We start from the raw sequence: 20,556 nt of genomic DNA, 5'->3' as shown, positions 1-20,556 counted from the left end.
AATCAAATATATTGGCCATTGGTTTAACCCAAACTATAGCCCTGGGTTTCTACATATTTTATAAACTAATTTAATAGAATACTTTGTATCTTTACCCTCTGAAATTTTATATTAAATGAACACAGATACGACTTCAAATATACTACCAGAAAGACAAGCCAAACCAAAATGGCTACGCGTTAAATTACCAACAGGAAAAAAATATACTGAGCTTAGAGGCTTGGTAGACAAATACAAACTAAATACTATTTGCACCTCTGGAAGCTGTCCGAATATGGGCGAATGCTGGGGAGAAGGTACGGCTACCTTTATGATTTTAGGTAATATTTGCACACGCTCTTGTGGGTTTTGCGGGGTTAAAACAGGACGTCCAGAAACAGTAGATTGGGACGAACCAGAAAAAGTAGCCCGCTCTATAAAATTAATGAAAATTAAACACGCCGTTTTAACCAGTGTAGATAGAGACGACTTAAAAGATATGGGAAGTATCATGTGGGCAGAAACCGTTAAAGCCGTTAGGCGAATGAATCCTGAAATAACCCTTGAAACCCTAATTCCAGATTTTCAAGGTGTAGAGCGCCATTTGGATAGAATTATAGATGTCGCTCCAGAAGTTGTTTCTCACAATATAGAAACCGTAAAACGCTTAACCAGAGCAGTGCGTATACAAGCTAAATACGAAAAAAGTTTAGGTGTATTAAAATATTTAAAATCGCAAGGGCAACGCAGAACGAAGTCAGGTATTATGTTAGGTTTAGGAGAAACTAAAGCGGAAGTCATTGAGACCCTTCACGATTTAAAAGCACATAATGTGGATGTTGTGACTATTGGTCAATACCTTCAGCCCAGTAAAAAACATCTCCCTGTAAATAAATTTTACAATCCTGAAGAGTTTAAAGAGTTTGAAGATATTGGTTTAGAATTAGGATTTCGCCATGTAGAAAGTAGTGCTTTAGTGCGCTCATCATATAGGGCTCAAAAACACATACTTTAAATATGATTAGAGTTGCCATTAATGGATTTGGAAGAATTGGCAGACGTGTTTTTAGACTTTTACAAGACCACAAAAACATAGAAATTGTCGTAATAAACGATTTAGCAGACAATAAAACCTTAGGTCATTTACTTAAATATGACAGTGTCCATGGAGTTTTTAACGGAAGTGTTTCTCATAATGAAAACGGTATTATTGTAAATAAAAAAGAGATTCCTCTTTTACATATAAACCATCCTAAAAACATCGATTGGAATCCCTTTAAGATTGATTTTGTAATTGAAGCCTCTGGTAAATTTAAAACAAGAAACGATTTAAAACACCATATTATTAACGGTGCAAAACGTGTAATTTTAAGTGTTCCCCCAATTGAAGACGACATCAAAACTATTGTTATTGGTGTAAACGACACGATTCTTGATGGTACCGAAACCATAATCTCTAACGCTTCATGTACCACAAACAATGCGGCTCCAATGATTGATGTGATCAATAAATTATGCGGTATAAATCAAGCTTATATTACAACTGTACATTCTTATACAACAGATCAAAGTTTACACGATCAGCCCCATCGCGATTTGCGTAGAGCACGAGCAGCATCCCAGTCTATCGTCCCAACAACGACGGGGGCAGCAAAAGCACTTACAAAGATTTTTCCAGAACTTGCCCAAACCATTGGAGGCTGCGGAATTCGAGTTCCTGTTATAAATGGATCACTAACAGATATTACATTTAATGTAAAAAGAGAAATTACCATTAAACAAGTAAACGACGCTTTTAAACAGGCTTCACAAAATCAATATAAAGACATTATAGAATACACTGAAGACCCCATCGTTTCTATAGATATTGTTGGAAACAGACACTCTTGTATCTTCGACTCTCAAATGACCTCGGTTATTGGTAATATGGTTAAAATAATAGGATGGTACGATAACGAAACAGGATATTCTCAGCGTATAATTGACTTAATTCGCAAATTATCTGATAAAAATTAAATTTTATACATAAAATACTTATATTTAGTGATAATTTCAAACTTAAAGATGAGAATATCGAAAAAATACATCTTTATAATTTTTTTGTTGTTTACTACCCTTGTGTCATCACAAAGAACGGCCGGAAAAGACCGCGCACTTGTTGATGCTAATATTGATTATTATATTGAACAAGCCCAGCTTAATATAAATAAGCACAATTATTACGAAGCCAAACAACAACTTATAAAAGCAATAAAAATTGCAGTCGATGCAGACAATAAGAAAAAGGAAGGTGTCCTCTATGCCCTAAAGGCCAAATTAAAACTTATTGTACAACAAGAAGATAGTGCTATCACATCAATTAATAGAGCTATAAAAATACAAGAATCGATCTCCGATTATGAAAATCTTGGAAAATCTTATAAAATTTTTGGACATATATATTCTGAAAACAAAGAATTTTCCAAAGCTTTAGATAAATACAACCACGCTAAGTCCATATTCCAAAACGAAAATTTAAACGAATGTTTAGGGCTAGTTTTACTTTCTGAAGTTAAAATACATTTAAAATTAAACGATTTAGAAAAAGCTAAAGCAACCAACGAGCAAGCCATTTTATTGGCAAGAGAGAACGGTTATTTTAAAACTAAAAGTGATGCGCTAGTAAGACAAGGTCAAATTTACAGTCTTTTAGGTGATAATAAAAAAGCTCTGGAATTCACTCAAGAAGGTATCAAAATTGCTAAAGAAAATAATTATGCCCGTATCTTAAACGGCGCCTATTTAAACCTGAGTGAAATTAATAATAATATTGGTAATTATAAAGCCTCCAACGCCTACTTAAAAGAACATATTAAACTATCTGATTCGTTGAGGTCTATAAATCACGAAAAACTATATTACGACCAAAAGGTAGAATCTTTTATTAATAGTAAAATAGAAGAAAACAGAAAGCAGGCTGAAGAGTTAAAAAAAGCTGAAAACAAAAACGAGTTAAACACCTTTATATCTATACTAAGTGTTGCTTTAATTATTATGCTTTCTTTGCTAACCCTATCGCTTTATAGAAACAACAACATTCGCATAAAAACAAATAATGTACTTCAAGTAAAAAACAAAGAATTAGTCACAGCCAAAGAAAAAGCAGAATTAGCGACTAAAACAAAAACTAATTTTTTATCAACAATAACTCACGAATTAAGAACTCCGCTGTACGCCGTAACAGGTTTAAGTAATCTGCTTTTAGAAGAGAATCCAAAACCAGAGCAAATTCCGCATTTAAAATCACTCAAGTTTTCAGGCGATTACTTGCTTACCTTTATTAATGATATTCTTCAAATTAATAAAATTGAAGCCAATAAAGTTGAGTTTGAGAAAGAAGTTTTTAATTTAAAAGATAAAATAAACAACATTATTTTAGCTTTAAACAATTCCGCTTTAGAGAACAACAGTCAAATTCATCTCGAATACGACTCGAAATTATCTGAAAATTTTATAGCAGATCAATTAAAATTATCTCAAATACTCATAAATTTAATAGGTAACGCCATTAAATTTACAAAAAATGGGGATATCTGGATTAGAGTTTATAAAATTAACCAAAACGATACCACCTGTACCTTGCGATTTGAAATAGAAGATAATGGTATTGGTATTAGCCAAGAAAAGCAAAATAATTTGTTTGATAGCTTTGCACAAGGTTCTGTACAAATTAATAGAATGTACGGCGGTACAGGCTTAGGGCTTTATATAGTAAAAGGCCTAGTAAATCTTTTAAAAGGTAAAATTTATTTAAAAAGTGAGTTAGGCAAAGGCACCATTTTTTATTGTGAAATACCAATGGAATATACAACCAAAATGGAGGTTCCAGAAAAAGCACCCACTTATTTTAGCAAAGATGTCGAAAAGCTAGATCTTACTGGTGTAAAAATTTTAATTGTTGAAGACAACAAAATAAACCAAATGATTACCAAGAAGATTTTAAGCAAATTGAATCTGGACTGTGATGTAATTGACAATGGTAAGGAAGCCGTGAAACTAGTAAAAACAAACCATTATAAAGTTGTTTTAATGGATATTCATATGCCAGGTATAAGCGGTATCGAAGCCACCAAATTAATTAGAGAATTTAATAACGATATCATTATTATTGCATTAACAGCCGTAACTATAGAAGATAGAATGGTTGAATTTAAAAATGCGGGTTTTACAGATATTATACCCAAACCCTTCAAGCAAGAAGAATTCGAAAAAAAGCTTTATAACGCTTTAGCTTTACAGAACAGCAACACTAAATTGGTGTAACCACATCTTTAATTAACTTATTAAACACCTGAGTATCATTTAAACCAATTGTTATGGGCAAATAGTATAACTTTGGTCTTAAAATGTCGTATTTTTTCAAGCGCATATAGTCTTTTTCGGTAGTAATAATTAATTCATGCTTTTGCAATTCAAGAATATCTTGCTGCGAGAAGTCATGATGATCACTATAATTCAAATGATTAAAATTTAAATTATAAGTCGCTAAAAAATCAACTAAAGGCTTTGCATTTGCAATTCCGGTAACTAAAGTAAAATTTGGCAAAGTTTTTAATTCTATTGAGGTATTACTAGAAAACACCGCATTAGAATAAGTAATATGGCTAAAGAATACGTGCTGATCATTTTCAGGTTTAATCTTCTTTATAATTTCGTTTTGAGTGTTTACTTCTAAATTATAAGGGCATTTTGTCACCACAATAACATCGGCACGTTTTGCACCACTTTTGGGTTCTCTTAAATTACCAGTAGGCAAAACCATGTCGTCAGTATAAATACTGCTGTAAGTTGTTAATAATATATTGAAACGCGCTTTAACCTTGCGATGTTGAAAAGCGTCGTCGAGTAAAATAACATTAGGCTTACCCTCTAAATTTCTAAGGTTTCTAATACCGTTATTTCTATCAGAATCAACAGCCACCAAAATATCATTTTTAAATTTATTGTAAAATTGAAAAGGCTCATCTCCAAGAGTGTCAGCATCCGATAACCCACCGGCCAACTGAAATCCAGAAGTTTTTCGCTTATACCCCCTACTTAAAGTGGCCACTTTAAAATCATCTTTAAGCAAGTTAATTAAATATTCAATCATTGGTGTTTTACCGGTGCCACCAACGCTTAAATTACCAACACATATCACAGGGAAATCGTATGAAACGGATTTTTTAATTCCCAGATCATACAATTTATTTCGCAACCAAGTTACCACGTAGTAAATTGGGACAACTGGGAATAATATTTTTCTAATTAGCTTCACAGCCACGAAAATATAATATTTATATTTGTTTTAAATCAATACCATAAAATAAATATGATAGTTCAAGACGTTATAAATCATTTAGAAGCACTTGCACCTTTGGCTTACGCTGAAGATTTTGATAACGTAGGCCTGCTTGTAGGCGATAAAAACGCAAAAATCACTGGAGTTTTAGTCACTTTAGACACACTCGAAACCGTTGTAGACGAGGCTATAGATAAAAAATGTAATCTTATTGTGAGCTTCCACCCTATTATTTTTAAGGGCCTAAAAAAAATCACAGGCAAGAATTATGTGGAGCGCGTGGTATTAAAAGCTATAAAAAACGACATTGCCATTTACGCCATACACACTGCTTTAGATAATGCTTGGCAAGGCGTAAACCATATGATTTGCGACCAATTAAAACTCGTTAACAAACGAGTTTTAATACCCCAAAGCAACACTATAAAAAAGTTAACCACTTACGTGCCAAAACAAGAAGCCCAACAATTAAGAACCGCTTTGTTTAATGCTGGTGCTGGGAATATTGGCAATTACGACAATTGTAGTTTTAATGTAGATGGCTTTGGCACTTTTAAAGGGAACGCGAACTCTAATCCTGTCGTTGGTGAAAAAGAAATATTACACACCGAAGCCGAGACCAAAATAACCATCACCTATGCCAAACATTTAGAATCTAAAATACTTAAAACCCTTTTTAAGACGCACAGTTACGAAGAAGTTGCTTACGAAATAACAACTTTAGAAAATAAAAACCAACATATTGGTATGGGGATGCTTGGTGAATTAGAAAACCCCATGGATGGCCCGTGTTTTTTAGAACATTTAAAAGCTAAAATGAATACCGAATGTATTCGGCACTCCGCATTAATAAACAAGTCTATTAAAAAAGTAGCTGTTTTGGGTGGATCTGGAAGTTTTGCAATTCAAGCAGCACAAGCCGCTGGTGCTGATGCCTTTGTGACAGCCGATTTAAAATACCACGATTTTTTTATGGCAGAAAATAACATAATTTTGGCAGATATAGGACATTATGAAAGCGAACAATACACAAAAAATCTTTTAGTAGCATATCTTACAAAAAAAATCACTAATTTTGCAATCGTTTTATCAAACACAAACACCAATCCTGTTAAGTATTTTTAATGTATGGCTAAAAAGAAAGAAATAACTGTAGAAGATCGCTTGAGAGCTCTATACGATTTACAACTCATCGATTCTCGTATAGACGAAATAAGAAACGTTCGTGGAGAACTTCCATTAGAAGTTCGTGATTTAGAAGATGAAGTTGCTGGACTAAACATTAGATTAGATAAACTAGTTGCTAGTTTAGAGGTAATAAATAACGACATTACCGCTAAGAAAAATCTTATTGAAGAATCTAAAGCTTTAATCAAAAAATATACTGAGCAGCAACAAAATGTTAGAAATAACAGAGAGTTTAATTCGCTTAGTAAGGAAATCGAATTCCAAGAGTTAGAAATTGAATTAGCAGAAAAACATATAAAAGAATTTAAAGTTCAAATAGAGCAGAAAAAGCAAGTTATTGCAGAAACTAAAGAGCGTGTTAAACAGCGTGAAAGTCATCTAAAACACAAGAAAGATGAATTAGATGCTATCTTAGCAGAAACTGAAAAAGAAGAACAAGCTTTAATTTCAAAATCAGAAGACTACAAAAAACAAATCGAAGCCCGATTAGTTGCTGCATATAATAGAATTCGCAAAAATGTTAAAAACGGTTTAGCTGTTGTGCCTATTGAAAGAGGTGCCTCAGGAGGATCGTTCTTCACAATTCCACCGCAAGTTCAAGTGGAGATCGCTTCTCGTAAAAGAGTGATTACAGACGAGCATAGTGGACGAATTTTAGTTGATACAGCTTTAGCAGAAGAGCAAAAAGCAAAAATGGAAAAAATGTTCTCAAAACTTTAGTTCCATTCTAAACCTATATTCTAAAAACCTTCCTTTCGAAGGTTTTTTTTATGCCCTATAAGTGGTTTTATCCCTCTATGGTCGATTCGAGTATTAGTTGAAATCGTTTTGAGCGGCAGGACAATCAACTAAAAGATGATAAAGACAAAATAATTTGTAATCTTTAACCCACAAGAAGCAGATTTTAACAGGTTTACTCTTCTTGTAAAATGCTATGGGTTACATTCACTTATGTTATTGAGCCACCTCCTCGATATCCCAACAACATAAACATTATGTTAATTTTAAAACCCTTACAAATAAGGTTTTGTATTTTTATAAAACTATTTTAAAAAGCAAATAAATTACAACCATGAAAAAATTAACGTGCTTAGCTATTATTAGCTTATTTTTTAGCTGTCAGAATTCGGCACAAATCAACAAAAAACAACAAGCTATAATTAATGCAGAACCTATAGAAGTTCCAATTAAAAATGGTAAAGCACGTGCTTATTTTGCCAGCGGATGCTTTTGGTGCGTTGAGGCCATTTATGAGAGTGTAAAGGGCGTTCATGAGGCTGTTTCGGGATATGCAGGAGGATATACAAAAAACCCAACATACCAATCTAGTAATACGGGTACTACTGGCCATGCAGAGGCTGTTGAAGTTATTTACGACCCAAAAATAGTGAGTTTTGAAACCTTAGTAGACGTGTATTTCGCTTCTCAAAATATTAGCCAGGTAAACGGACAGGGGCCAGATCACGGCTCGCAATACCGGTCAATAATTTTTTATCAAAATGAATCTCAAAAACAAATTATTATAAACAAAAAGAATACGTTAGCTAAAAAACTTAATGTTACTATTGCCGCAGAGGTCTACCCTTTTCAAAAATTTTGGATAGCTGAAGACTATCATCAAGATTACGAAAAACGTAACCCAAATAATTCCTATATAAAAAATGTGTCTATACCTCGATTAAAAAAGTTTAAAGCGAATTTCCCAGACACCTTGTTAAAAAATTAAATGTAGTTTATTTAAGTTTTATACATGAAGTAAGATATTCATCTTATGAAGTTGTAAGAATACTTAAAAAAATTATTAAATACCTTAAAATAACGAACAAAAACATGCAACAAAACGTTGGAATTATTTATTCTTCTGTAGATGGACAAACAAAAAAAATCTGTGAACGATTATACAAATCCTTTAACGATAAACAAATAGAGACAACGTGGTTTCCAATCGAAAATTTTAACGCCGATTTGTCAAAATTTCACACCTTAATAATTGGAGCTAGTGTGAGGTACGGTAAACATAATGAGCAAGTATATAAGTTTGTTAAAGAAAATAAACCCTATTTTAAAAACATTAAAACGGCTTTTTTCTCAGTAAATCTAGTCGCTAGAAAAGCGGATAAAAATTCACCAAACACCAATCCGTATTTTATAAAATTTATTAAAAACACGAGTTGGAATCCAGATTACACAGAAGTATTTGCTGGTAAATTAGACTATAGCGCATACTCTTTTTTAGATAAATTAATGATTAAATTCATTATGAAATTAACAAAAGGCCCTACAAAAACCAATAAAGCTATAGAGTATACGTCATGGAAGAAAGTAGATGAATTTGCTTTAAAAATAAGCAAAGATCTTATAAGAGATAAAGCCAATCAAGCAATAATCAACTAGTACGAAAAATCGGATCATTCTCAATAAATTGGTGCATCAAATTTTAGAAAAACCAACTCCTAAAAATCCAATCCAAAACAGACCATTCCCCATAAGGGCGAACCGACAAACACCGGTTCAGTCAACACGGCATTCATGTTGGGTCGTACCGACCACACGAATGCTTAGTTATTGTGCAACGTTTTTTATTCGGTCTAAAATCTATATCCTATTCTTAAATGTAAATTCGCAGTTGCTTCGCCTTCGTTTTCTGAAAATCCAGCTTGTTTCGCAAATATGTAGCGATATCCAATTCCGATGCCAGTTTCGTACGTAAAATGTTTTCCGATGTTTCTTCTTATTCCCCAAGTTGGTACAATCGAAATATCACTTATTACACTAACATTATCAGTATTAGAAATAACAAACCAATCAGGATGATAACTCGTTTTCAATGAAATAAAATTACCGCTATTTCCGTCAATCCTACGTGACTTTTTCACTCTTTTATTCAGGTTGTAGTAAAGTCGTGGTTCGAGAGTGATAACAGGTGTCATTAAAAATCCAGTTCCATCGTAGAAATCTCCACCCCAAATTCCGCTATCAAATCCAATTTCAGTTCGTAACGCTATGGAATTAGTCAATTTAGATTCGTTATGAGCCCAAATTCCTAAAAATCCAGTTTGAATTCCATAAGTAGATTTTTCCACACTTGCGGTTTGAGATTTAGCGATTAAAGTCATTCCGCACAAAGCGATTGTAAATAATATTCTTTTCATTCAGTTTATTTTTTGTTCTAATGTAAGTTTTTTCGTAAATGTTGCACAACGGCTGAGGGTGTGGAAAGTGCTGGAGATTGGAACATCGTCATTATCCCACAGTAAAAAGCTAAATTGGAACGAAAAGTTACCGATTACAGCCTAGAAACCAGCATTTTTTACACCCTTTGTTGTGCCCTGTGGTTTCTTTTCTTCGTCAATAAATACGAGCGATTGAACATTTGTCGATAAATTCAAAGACTACGCAAAACCTGCCACCGTAAATTCAGATTCTATCCAATATATTCAGCGCAAGGATTTCGTGGTCGCTCTAATATTTTTTTCCAGCCGAGGAATTCTTTAATCCAACTCTTTCAAGGGCTGATTTAAGTATGTAATTCAATTCTCCGAACGGGTTAATCTTAAGAATATTCAGATTGAAATTAGCACATTAAAATTCGGTTTTCGGATAAATTAATCAAGATACTTTCCTCGTCGTTCGACACCCCAAAAAACCGAAAACATTCATTGCATTCAGAATTTCAATTCAACCCTTTTATTCAAACCCGCTTTGCTAAATTTCAGTTTTCAGTGAAGCTTAAATTCAGCCCGTTTTCCATTCAATCGTTGAGAGTCAAGCCAAAAAAAATATTTTAAGTCGGCGGATGACAGTCAAACCAAGGCAAAACCTCAATCGTGAAATAGATTGTCAATCAATAAATTGGCTATTTTGCTGAAATTCTCCATTACTGTCAGCCAATGACTTAATCTCTTCAGCTCGGATTTTCAACCATTGGGCACAACGTTCTCGTGTATGAGTAGTAGCGGATTTCTACTCACAAACCTTTCGGTTTTGTACTGACCTTTGTTTTATGTTTTTCCTTTTGTTCTATCACTTAAACCGCTATTACTTATACACATTGTTCTCTGCTGGCTTTTTTCATTCCTATTGTCAATCAGCGTTGGCAAAGCCATACTCTTTTGCAATTTTGGGCTTTTGCTTGGCTTCAGCGAATTGCAAATGTGTATGGCTTTAACTCGGCAATTCCCCAAAATTTATTGCTTGTTGTTCTCTTTGAAACAATTCTGGCCAAAATTCTTTTAAAATAGACCACTTTGGGGAATGGTAATTATTGGTTATATCAGCTCCCTTGCCTAAAGGTCCTTGAACTAGTGTTCCTAGGTCTTTTTTTATAGAATAGGGTAATAGCTTATACTTTATTTTCTCATAATTTTTTGCATATAAAATTTTCTTTCCTTCTTGGTGTAAGCTGTTGTTGTCTTCTCTAAATAGCGATGTGTCGGATTCGTCCATAGCTTTAAATTTTGTAATGCCATTCTTGGTATAAGCAATTCCGAACAACACGTTATTACTAATAATTTTTATGCCTACTAGGTTTAGGTTATTGCATTTTCCGTTTGAATACATTTGATTTCGATTTCTATCTAGAAGTGAAGAATCTATTTTAGATTTTTTGATTTTTCCTTCTTCATAAAAATGTATTAGATATCCATTCCGATTTGCACCATTTATTTCAATGCAAAAATCAAAATCCTCTCTTTTTGTATCAGAGACCATATAATTAGGATTTCCCGAATTGTTTAGGCAGAAATAACAAAGCACTTTTTCATTTTCACTTTTCTTAATATCACTTACGAGTTGTTCAAATTCTTTTTCATTTGTTTCACTCTCAATTCCGATTTTGAACCTTTCCATTAACTTGGCTGTAAACCACTCCTCTTCAAAATAAGATAATGGTTTTGTTCCTCCTAATAGATTTATGAATTTGGAAATTTCATCACCTAAATCTGTGTAGTTAATCTTTTTAGTAAGCTCTGAGCGATAATTGTGCATAAAGTTCAAAACACTTAGAATAGCTGGTTTATGTCTCACAAAAGACATACCACCGAGACTCACCGTTCTAAATCTGTTATTGCTGAAATAAATTTTGCTCAATTCGTATTTATCCTCTCTTGAATCATCAATTGTTAAATGTATAGACCACCATAATGTAGTTAAAGGGAAGTTTATAAGATGCTTTTGAGATGTGAGATTTAATAACCAATGACGTTTAATATGAGTTATAATGTTACCTTGATTCTTCCATCTCCTATGAATATATTTATACATATCAAAATGATGCAGATAATTCCAAAAATCGGCATTACCTGCCTGCGAAGGTGATAAATCTAAGTTTTCGTATAGAAGCTTTGCACATTCAAAATCTGCTTTCTGACTATCAGCTTGATTGGAACTAAAAATATCTAACATATCTTCGCCTAATGTTTCATTTATTATTGGAATATTAGATTCAATTATGTCAGTTTCCTTGAAATCGTATAAAAATTCCTCTTGGTTTTCATAAAGTTTTATGAAATCAGCATCCTCTTGTAATAACTTGTCAAGAAACTCGCCAACTAAGCTAGGTTTAAATATTTTGTAATTCATAGTTTAAGCTTGAGTATTTCTAATTTTATCGTCAACTTCTTCAATGGTATCAATTAAAAGTCTGAATGGTTTTTTTAGCATATATTCAACAAATTCAGGTATTTCTTCTTCGGAAGGTGATTCACTTTGCTTGTTGTATTTCTGCCAATTTATAAGTAAAGCTTTGTGCCAATTTTTTTCTGAATACTGACCATCTATCTTTAATTTGTAACAAGCGTGAATTAGAGCAGATTGCAAAATTGAAGAAACCAGTATTTTTTGATAATCTAAACTTGCCTTAAACTTATTTAATTTTGTGAATGATGAATTTGGCAAATTGATAATAATACTAGATTCGTTCCAGTAGAAAGTTGGTGTCTCATTATTGTCACTTTTTCTAATTTTTACAATACTATCCATTGAAGTAGAAACATCTAATGTTACTATTTCTTCTCCAAGCATTCCGAGTATATCACCTTTTTCAATATAAAAGTTTTGCTTACGCAGACTTGGTTTAATTGCATCGTTAGAATATTTTTCAATGTCTTTATTCGCAATTATGAAATAGAGTATTTCAAGCCTATTTTTTAAGTTTTTTAATGGAATACGGACATTAATTCCGTCCTTTGAATTGAAACTTTTTCTATACATTGTGTAAGAGCAGAAAACTTCAGTCACTATGTGAGCATCTTCATTTTCAATTAGTTCTCGAAGCTTTTGATTATCGCCTAAATCAAAACGTGAAGATGAAATAACTAAATCTTCGTTTTCAACTTTTTGTTCAATATTTATGTCAGGTCTAAAGTCGTAGTAGTCTTCAAGACCAAAAACAGGATGACCAAATTTGTAACCACTTATTTTCATATGCTCTAACTATTATATTCCTTTAATCTGATTGTGTGTTTTAAATTATCCTTTAAAACCATCGACAGCTCGTTTAACCCTTTTTTTAGATTCAAGGTTATAACGTTGTTCTTAAAAGACCCTTCAGATATAGAAAGTAGGTCTACTTTGTTTTTACCTTTTTTGTCATCTGAACCAACTAGTACCTCAAAACTTACGTTATTGTCTTTAACTTTAGAGTTTATGGAAACTTTATATTCGAAAGAGTTACTTAATGGTTCAACCTTGCATCGTAGCCAATTAAAATTTTTGGGAATCCTATCGGTTGGAATTGATTTTTGTTTTATAGGCTTTGGTTTTTCTTTCGTTTTAATTCTGCCATTATCTAGAACTGTTCCACCAACACCTTTCCCTGTTTCCATTATACCCAATAGCCGGTCCAACTCGGGAATAGAAATATCTAAACCTTGTTCAATCTCTGTAAAATCGTTCACACATTTTTGTACAAAATTTCGATAAGACCTAATTGCTTGATTTGCCATTGGGTTATCCCAATTACCAGAGTTCCATTCATTGTGCTTGGCGTTTTCTAGTTTCTTAAGAATTTCATTACCTTCATCGTCATCACATATAAATAGTCCACAATAACCTTTGTAGATGTAAGAAGAGTCCTTGTAAATAAGCATTTTGGATTTTCTATAAAAAGCTATTCTTCCAGGATAATTATTATTTCTACCAAGTATCAAACGAACTTGACCTAAAATATCTATTCTATCAGAATATTCTTTATTTGTGTTTTGAATGCCTTTGTAAGTTTCAAAATAAGGTCTCGGATTTGGAAACTTATTATACTGACCAGATTCGTCTAATTCTGCATAACGTTGAGTTATTTCATTTTGAAGAGTTTCATTATTGAATTCCTTCCCATCAATTTTGACTATAAGGTCACTTTCATATATAGCTAACCAAAAATTTGCAAGTAATTCTTTGGTCATTTCTTCAATTCTATTTTGGTCAGGCTTTAATCCTATAATATAAATTGATGTTCCAATTTCTGCTCTTTTGAAATTTTCAGGTATTTCATCCTCATTTTGTATTGCTTCCATACCATTTCCATAAAATCCTTTATGTGAATATTCTAACTCATCAAAATTATGGGTAGCAATCTTACTTATGCCTTGAAAAATAGCTGTTTCACTTGAGGATTTAGTCGAGACTACAATTGATTGTAAGTAGGATGAAGCGAAGTAAACAGCTTTACCCATTCCTTTTGAACCAGCAGAACCTTTTGAAAATTTACTTGAAATGTTTCTGGAATTTGCAAATGAATCATAAGAATACTCCATATCCATACCTAAAGTGTTGTAATCAGATATTTCCATACACTCATACCTGTCAACACTTTCAAAACTTGAAATCATTGTAGATAAAAATTCTTTGTCGTCAGGATTATTTGCGTACTCCAAACAATTCCTAATCCTATCTTCTATATTAGAGAAATTCTCTAAAAAATTTTTCTCAAATGAATGAAATGAAAAATCAACAATAACGGGTTTGCTATAATCATTTCTTGCGTCAAGTGAATTTTGTATGCTTTCTCGCACGACAGACTTATAGTGTGTTTTACTGAAATCAGACATATCACCATCTCTAATTCCTTGTTTTTCGTCTCCAAGCCTTAATTTGTTAAAATTCCATTTCATATTATCTAGAAATTAAAGGTGTCATTGTTTTTACTTAGGTTCTTCTTGTAAATAGTTTCCATTGTTCTAATTTCATCTCTGATAGCTCGTAACATTTTGTTCAAGTCGTCCTCGTTATACTCGTAATTATTGGTATTTGAACATTTAGAGAGACTTCTAATTCCTTTAAGGATATTATCTACTCTGCGAGATGCAACTCGTTTAAATCTATCTTTTTTTAGTTCAGAATTATCCATTATTTCATATAAATAATTAAATATAATTACAAATATAAAATAAATACTATAAAAAACAATATATAGTATACATTTTTGTTTTTGAAAGAACAGCTCTTTTGGTTTTTTAAGCTTGGTTTATGTGTTGGCAAAAACCAAATGTGCTGTTTGTGCGGATGGATTCAGCTTGCAGAGAACGGTCTAGTATAAGAAAAGTAGGGCAGTAGTATGCGTTACTTTTCGGATTAAGCTAAAGCCGAATTTTTAAATTTTGTTAATTATCTTTTCTCTTTAAATTATACCAAATTTAAAAATTTGGTGACTTGGCAAACACTCACAGACCTTTCGATTAAACGCTTTTTGCCCTATTTTTTTTATACATTGTTAGCTGCTGCCTTTTTTCTTATTTTCTTTCGAAATATTATTCAAATAGATTGAATATGGTTTCTGTTCAGCATTAGTTTCCAACTCAATTTTCGACTTTTCTATAATATGTTCCGGAGCTTCTATTTTATTAAGGAAAATATTAATTCCTGTTACTGTTTGATTTCCTTTATATTTAGTTTTACGATAGCTCAAATTGAAATTATTATTCCTAACGATGTCTAGAATATCGTTGAGGAGATGTTTAAAATCAATAGGAGATGAAAATGTCAGGTCGTCCACGTATCTTGTATATGTAATGTTATTAGCATTACATAATTGTATTAATTCAAGGTCTGTTTGAAGGAAAACCAAATTAGAAATATGTGTACTCGTTGGAGTCCCTTGTGGAAGGGCAAATTTCCAAGTTGTAAGTTTTGTTAATGAATTAGAGAAGTGATTTGAAAATCCAAGACTTAAATAAGTTTTGTGTACATAGCTGTGACTAATATTTGGATAAAAATCCTGTAGGTCTGTTGTAAATATGTACTTATTACCCTTATGCGGTTTAGCGTTTGTAATGTTGCTTCTCTTTTTTACTCCACCGTGTATTTCATTCGGAAGTTGAATAGGTGCAAGAATATTCTTTTTAATAGATTTTTGAATTGCTTTTAATTCTTTAGTAGAAGGATGGATTGTTCTTTTCTTGACAGTTCCATCCTTATACTTTTTAACTTCTCCAGTTTTTTTATCCTTTTTGACTTCAATCTTTTCGTAGTAGTACTTGTCAATATTCGCAATTACTTCTGAAACTATCGAAGGCTTATAACCAATAATAGCACATAGTTTTTTGAATTCATTTTTTTTAAACTGCAAAGAATTCATTGACAAGAGATTTTACTGAAGGACTAATAATTTCAAAAGCTTCTCTCTTGTTTTGTTGAACATCTTCTTTGTCTAACGACAAGAAAAATAAAATTGGCAATGGTACATTAAGTCCATTACTTATTAATTTCAAAGTTGAAAGATTTGGCTCTCTCTGATTACTCTCTATTTGAGAGAGGTAAGTTTGAGTTATACCGCAAGAAGCAGCAAACTCGGATTGAGTTTGCTTTTTTTGCTTTCTAATATTTTTTATAGTTATACCTAAATCCATTTTTTTATTGTAAAAAATTAAGGAGTGTTCGGATTGTTGATTTACATTGTGCGTTCATAGCTTCTGTTTTTAAAGGAAAAATTTAGATAATAATTCAACGACTTTCACAATTTCCGTTAGGACTTGCTCGTTCGTTCTACCCTTTTTTCTTTTAAGCACCACTAGAATTTCTAATGCTTCATTTAAGACTTTTACGTCTTCCTCCGAAAGAGAACACTGGCTCTTTCTAATAGTCTCGATACTTTGTATCAAACTATCAATGTTTCGATTTTGTTTTAATCTAGACATAATAAAAAATATTTAGTTACAGGACAACATTATTGTTGGCCCTGCTCCTTCGCCTAAATTTGCCTGTTACTAAATGTGTAAACAATGTTCTCTTACACTCACTTAAAATTCCCTGCTCCTCATAAAATAAGAAGCAATAGATAACTGCATTTATAATTCTCTCCTAATGTATCAGTTGATATATAGGGCGAGGTATGTGTGCCGTTAAAATACCCAATTGGGTTGCCTTTTCAGGCTGTCAAGTGAACTCCATTTAGCAATTCGACTTCAAAACATCTTTTCAAAGAACTATTTATTAATGCAAATATACATAAAATATAGCAGAGAGTTAATAAAAAGTGTAATTATTTTTATTTTCTGTGGTAATTATTTCTTAAAAAACTGAAATTCAGATTGTTAAATTTTGAAGTAAGTTTGTTGGAGGTTGCAGCTAACGGTCTTGTGTATGGCTCGTTGCGGGAAATCCGCGAGGATTTTCCGGCGTGACCGAAAGATAGCAAATTGCAATGAATTCCGATTAGGAATTCAGCCGCAATGAGCTATACACTTTGTTGAACTAAACCTAAAGGTAGCTTCACGAGACAGTTACATCACGATTCACTACCTTTAGGATCAAGGTTTAATCTAATACTCAATATTATGAAAAAAAAATGACACTCTCATTGAAAGAGCCATTATTTCCGTTCCAGAGTTTGCAATACTCTACCACAAACTCAAGCGCTCCGTTGAGCTCGCTGGCAAAAGCCAGAGCACACTTACCAACTATGCCGCTGTCTGGCGCACATCGCACTCCATTTTAACTGTAGTCCACTTGAGCTCGATGAGGAACAGATCTGATTATCTACACGTTTTAAAGTCACAACATAAGACCCCCTCAGATAGTTTTTTCAAGCACACGTTTATGGGCTTCGCTATGCTTATCGTGTCTTTGGGATGAAAGAAATGCGGGTCATACTTCCTTCTATTGAACGCCCCAAGAAGCTCCCCGTGGTATTAAACCAAAGGGAGGTAAAAAAACTGCTTCGCACTCCAAGACTGCTCAAGCACCGATTGGTACTTGCCATGCTCTATGGCTGTGGGCTCCGCAATTTTGAACTTCGCAACCTACAACGCAGGGATCTAGATTTTGACAGGAAGTTGCTGCACGTGCGCCAGGGCAAGGGGCGCAAGGATCGCTATGTTCCCTTATCCGAGATACAGATCCGTGGCCTTAAGAAGTACCTACAGGCAGAGAATCCGGTCACTTGGTGCTTTACCGGCAATGATAGAACAGGCAGTCCGGCGCAGCTTTCCTCGCAAGGGATACAGTGGATCGTGCGTGAGGCCCGCAAGCAAAGCGGTATTACAAAGGAGATTACCGCCCATATCCTGCGCCATAGCTATGCCACCCATCTTTTGGAAATGGGTCTGGACATTATGAGCGTGAAGGACCTCTTGGGACACGCAGATATTCAGACCACTCTTATCTACCTCCATGTGGCACAATCAGGTAGGCAAAAGCCGTTCAGTCCGCTGGATAGGCTTTATGGTCAATAGGGATGTGCTGTCCCGATCATGAAGTAGCGCACGTATTGGAGCGCAACAGGGAGCACCTTGCCAATCATTGTGCCAACAGTTGGCAAGTCCGCACCCTGCATGCCCTGCGCAAGTGCCGCACCGCGGCCCTTGGCGGCCACATTGATTGTTGTAATAATCCTGCCTGTTATAAGCTCCATCTTAGCTACAACAGTTGCCGTAACCGTCATTGCCCCAAGTGCCAGGGACACAAGAAGGAAGCATGGATCCAGGCAAGGGAGGCAGATTTATTAAAGGTTTCTTACTTCCACGTGGTCTTTACCCTGCCCTGTGAGCTGAACAGGTTATCTCTGTACGAGCCAAAATTGGTGTACAACCTTTTGTTCACAACGGCCTGGGGCATCGTTAAGGATTTTGGCGCTAATCCCAAGTTCTTGGGTGGCAGGATGGGAATGGTCGCTATACTGCACACTTGGGGGCAGAACCTCTCGTTGCACCCACACCTGCACTGCATTGTCCCGGGAGGTGGGATTACCAAGACTGGCAAATGGAAGAACACCAAGAGCAAGGGAAAGTACCTGTTTCCGGTAAAGGCGATGAGCATAGTTTTTAGGGCTCGGTTTGTTGCTGGGCTGCGCAAAGAGCTTGGAAAATCACAACCCGCTTCATTTTACGAAAGCCTGTTCAAGAACCAGTGGGTGGTCTATTGCAAACGCCCATTCTTTGGGCCTTCACAGGTAGTGGAATATCTAGGGCGCTATACCCATAAAATTGCGATAAGCAACCATCGTATAAAAAGTCTTGAAAGTGGAAACGTACGGTTTATGGTAAAGGATTATCGCCAAGGGGGTAAGAAGTCGGTACTTGCACTATCCGATGCCGAGTTCATCAGGCGTTTTTCATTGCATATCCTGCCCAAAGGGTTTACCCGCATCGGCACTATGGTATCTTGAGCAGCTATTATAAAAGAACCATAATCCCAGAACTACAAAAAGATCTGGGCAGGCCAGAACTAGCGGAAAAAGTACTTTTAAAGCACCGCAAGTGTCCCAGCTGTAAAAAAGGAAACCTGGTTACCATTGCAACCTTCCCCGCTCGTGGACCACCGAATGGTTGGCGCGAAGAGATCGAGAAACACCTAAACAGACCAATATGAAAAAAACGCAAAACCGACGTAACGGGACTGCTATGGCCAAAACTGAAGAAAACACATCAAAGCAGTAATGAACAAGGAAAAGTAAGTCCTAAATCTGCCATATTCTTTTAATATTCCAAAGAAAGGGAGGCCAAAACTCCCAAAACAGAAAAAACACAACTCCTAAAAATCCAATCCAAAACAGACCATTCCCCATAAGGGCGAACCGACAAACACCGGTTCAGTCAACACGGCATTCATGTTGGGTCGTACCGACCACACGAATGCTTAGTTATTGTGCCCAGTTTTTATTTATTTATTCTTTTTCTAATACTTTCTATAGTATTCGATAAATTAGTTTCAAGCAGTTCTATTCCACGTGGTGTATACTCATAAACTATACATCTTAAATGACGTAAATCGAATGGAACATCGTCAATATTTTGTGTAATTAAAATTACTTCTTTACCAACTGTATGAGCAATTCCAGTTTCATAAAAAACATTTGGATTTCTACCTGTCAATTCTGATATAATGATTGAAGCTTCATTGATGCTTTTCCAAATATCTTCGATTATAGGTTTATTATCATATATGTTGTCTGCTCTAAAACATTTTAAACTGTCTATTTTCTCAACTGTTGGTTTAATATGGTCATCATAAATTGTATTATATGGTTCACTAAAAGGCGATAACATAAAAACTAACTTATCGTTTATCATAAAATCTCTCCCTTGAAAAATTGGGTTTATTCTAACCATTCTGTTTAATTTTTCGATTGTTAGTATTTCGTCTTCTAGATATTTTTCTGTAATTTCTTTAGCCTTTTGCTCTTTCTCTGGTTCTGATAATTCTAAAAACTGTTTTGGAAAAGAAAAGCCAAAAGGATTTATATACATTAAATCTCTTTCTGCTAAATATATCGCAGTTTGCAAGTTTAAAGGCTTGTCTTGTAAATCTATGAATTGTATGTTTGGCATTCCGCCTACATTCTGATTCGTTGCTACTATATGAATTTCATTTGTTGTAGCAATGACAGCATAATTTAATGGATGTAAGAGCTTTACAAATTTGGGTTTAATACCTTTTGTTCTTGATTGTTCTCTTATTTCTTTATCTAAAAGGCTTAAGATTTTATTTATTTTTTGTTGGATTTCATCGTCTAAATTTCCTCCAACCATTGCTGCTCCTGTTTGAAATGGCATAGTCTATAGTTTTCTGTTTCTTAAATTGGGCACAACGGTCTCGGCTATGAGTAGTTGCGTGGGTTAGCACTTAACCTTGCAAGTACA

Annotated in this window: 17 protein-coding genes and 1 pseudogene; 9 read left to right on the top strand and 9 right to left on the bottom strand. The window is 34.1% G+C overall.

Annotated features, from left to right (window positions below; translation table 11 throughout):
- Positions 1-115: 115 nt before the first annotated feature.
- The 3 genes from lipA (at position 116) to FEZ18_RS12360 (ending at position 4,281) form a co-directional block, all read left to right on the top strand.
- Positions 116-994 carry a lipoyl synthase gene (gene lipA / locus FEZ18_RS12370; protein ID WP_153268601.1) on the top strand — a complete coding sequence of 293 codons (879 nt, stop codon included), beginning with the start codon at positions 116-118 and terminating at the stop codon, positions 992-994.
- A gap of 2 nt (positions 995-996) precedes the next feature.
- On the top strand, positions 997-1,995 hold the full coding sequence (gene gap, locus FEZ18_RS12365) for a type I glyceraldehyde-3-phosphate dehydrogenase (RefSeq protein ID WP_153268600.1): 999 nt from the start codon (positions 997-999) through the stop codon (positions 1,993-1,995).
- Positions 1,996-2,097: 102 nt separating this feature from the next.
- Entirely contained in the window at positions 2,098-4,281 is a 2,184-nt protein-coding gene (locus FEZ18_RS12360; protein ID WP_228122752.1) for an ATP-binding protein, read from the top strand.
- Here the strand turns inward: FEZ18_RS12360 and lpxK are convergent.
- Positions 4,268-5,275 carry a tetraacyldisaccharide 4'-kinase gene (gene lpxK / locus FEZ18_RS12355; protein ID WP_153268598.1) on the bottom strand — a complete coding sequence of 336 codons (1,008 nt, stop codon included), beginning with the start codon at positions 5,273-5,275 and terminating at the stop codon, positions 4,268-4,270. The two genes, FEZ18_RS12360 and lpxK, sit on opposite strands and share 14 nt — an antisense overlap.
- 54 nt (positions 5,276-5,329) lie before the next feature.
- On the opposite strand from lpxK, the gene FEZ18_RS12350 reads away from it, so the two are divergent.
- The 4 genes from FEZ18_RS12350 (at position 5,330) to hemG (ending at position 8,881) form a co-directional block, all read left to right on the top strand.
- Positions 5,330-6,424, top strand: coding sequence for a Nif3-like dinuclear metal center hexameric protein (locus FEZ18_RS12350; RefSeq protein ID WP_153268597.1), 1,095 nt, complete (start codon positions 5,330-5,332; stop codon positions 6,422-6,424).
- 3 nt (positions 6,425-6,427) lie between these two features.
- Positions 6,428-7,207 carry a zinc ribbon domain-containing protein gene (locus FEZ18_RS12345; RefSeq protein ID WP_153268596.1) on the top strand — a complete coding sequence of 260 codons (780 nt, stop codon included), beginning with the start codon at positions 6,428-6,430 and terminating at the stop codon, positions 7,205-7,207.
- A 352-nt stretch (positions 7,208-7,559) separates the two neighbouring features.
- Positions 7,560-8,213 (top strand): peptide-methionine (S)-S-oxide reductase MsrA, encoded by a 654-nt coding sequence (msrA, locus tag FEZ18_RS12340; RefSeq protein ID WP_153268595.1) that lies wholly within the window; start codon positions 7,560-7,562, stop codon positions 8,211-8,213.
- Between the two features lie 104 nt (positions 8,214-8,317).
- Positions 8,318-8,881 (top strand): menaquinone-dependent protoporphyrinogen IX dehydrogenase, encoded by a 564-nt coding sequence (hemG, locus tag FEZ18_RS12335; RefSeq protein WP_153268594.1) that lies wholly within the window; start codon positions 8,318-8,320, stop codon positions 8,879-8,881.
- A gap of 194 nt (positions 8,882-9,075) precedes the next feature.
- Here the strand turns inward: hemG and FEZ18_RS12330 are convergent, their stop codons facing one another.
- The 7 genes from FEZ18_RS12330 to FEZ18_RS12300 form a co-directional block, all read right to left on the bottom strand.
- Positions 9,076-9,639, bottom strand: coding sequence for a hypothetical protein (locus FEZ18_RS12330; RefSeq protein ID WP_153268593.1), 564 nt, complete (start codon positions 9,637-9,639; stop codon positions 9,076-9,078).
- A 1,012-nt stretch (positions 9,640-10,651) separates the two neighbouring features.
- Positions 10,652-12,067, bottom strand: a complete 1,416-nt coding sequence (locus FEZ18_RS12325) for a DUF6339 family protein (RefSeq protein ID WP_153268592.1) — start codon at positions 12,065-12,067, stop codon at positions 10,652-10,654.
- 3 nt (positions 12,068-12,070) lie between these two features.
- Positions 12,071-12,910, bottom strand: a complete 840-nt coding sequence (locus FEZ18_RS12320) for a hypothetical protein (RefSeq protein WP_153268591.1) — start codon at positions 12,908-12,910, stop codon at positions 12,071-12,073.
- Between the two features lie 5 nt (positions 12,911-12,915).
- The gene (locus FEZ18_RS12315; protein WP_153268590.1) at positions 12,916-14,592 is read right to left on the bottom strand and encodes a hypothetical protein; all 1,677 of its coding nucleotides are present in this window, start codon (positions 14,590-14,592) and stop codon (positions 12,916-12,918) included.
- 5 nt (positions 14,593-14,597) lie between these two features.
- The gene (locus FEZ18_RS12310; RefSeq protein ID WP_153268589.1) at positions 14,598-14,828 is read right to left on the bottom strand and encodes a hypothetical protein; all 231 of its coding nucleotides are present in this window, start codon (positions 14,826-14,828) and stop codon (positions 14,598-14,600) included.
- A 363-nt stretch (positions 14,829-15,191) separates the two neighbouring features.
- On the bottom strand, positions 15,192-16,055 hold the full coding sequence (locus FEZ18_RS12305; protein WP_153268588.1) for a reverse transcriptase family protein: 864 nt from the start codon (positions 16,053-16,055) through the stop codon (positions 15,192-15,194).
- The gene (locus FEZ18_RS12300) at positions 16,036-16,326 is read right to left on the bottom strand and encodes a helix-turn-helix domain-containing protein (protein WP_153268587.1); all 291 of its coding nucleotides are present in this window, start codon (positions 16,324-16,326) and stop codon (positions 16,036-16,038) included. Before FEZ18_RS12300 ends, FEZ18_RS12305 begins: the two co-directional genes overlap by 20 nt.
- Positions 16,327-17,547: 1,221 nt before the next feature.
- On the opposite strand from FEZ18_RS12300, the gene FEZ18_RS12295 reads away from it, so the two are divergent.
- Positions 17,548-18,150 (top strand): tyrosine-type recombinase/integrase, encoded by a 603-nt coding sequence (locus FEZ18_RS12295; protein WP_228122749.1) that lies wholly within the window; start codon positions 17,548-17,550, stop codon positions 18,148-18,150.
- A gap of 2 nt (positions 18,151-18,152) precedes the next feature.
- Positions 18,153-19,285: pseudogene (locus tag FEZ18_RS12290) on the top strand (IS91 family transposase).
- 287 nt (positions 19,286-19,572) lie between these two features.
- On the opposite strand, the gene FEZ18_RS12285 reads toward FEZ18_RS12290, so the two are convergent.
- Positions 19,573-20,469, bottom strand: a complete 897-nt coding sequence (locus FEZ18_RS12285; protein ID WP_153268586.1) for a hypothetical protein — start codon at positions 20,467-20,469, stop codon at positions 19,573-19,575.
- Between the last annotated feature and the right edge of the window lie 87 nt (positions 20,470-20,556).

The organism is Oceanihabitans sp. IOP_32, from assembly GCF_009498295.1.
Classification (GTDB): domain Bacteria; phylum Bacteroidota; class Bacteroidia; order Flavobacteriales; family Flavobacteriaceae; genus Wocania; species Wocania indica.
This window is presented reverse-complemented; position numbering and strand designations above follow the sequence as displayed.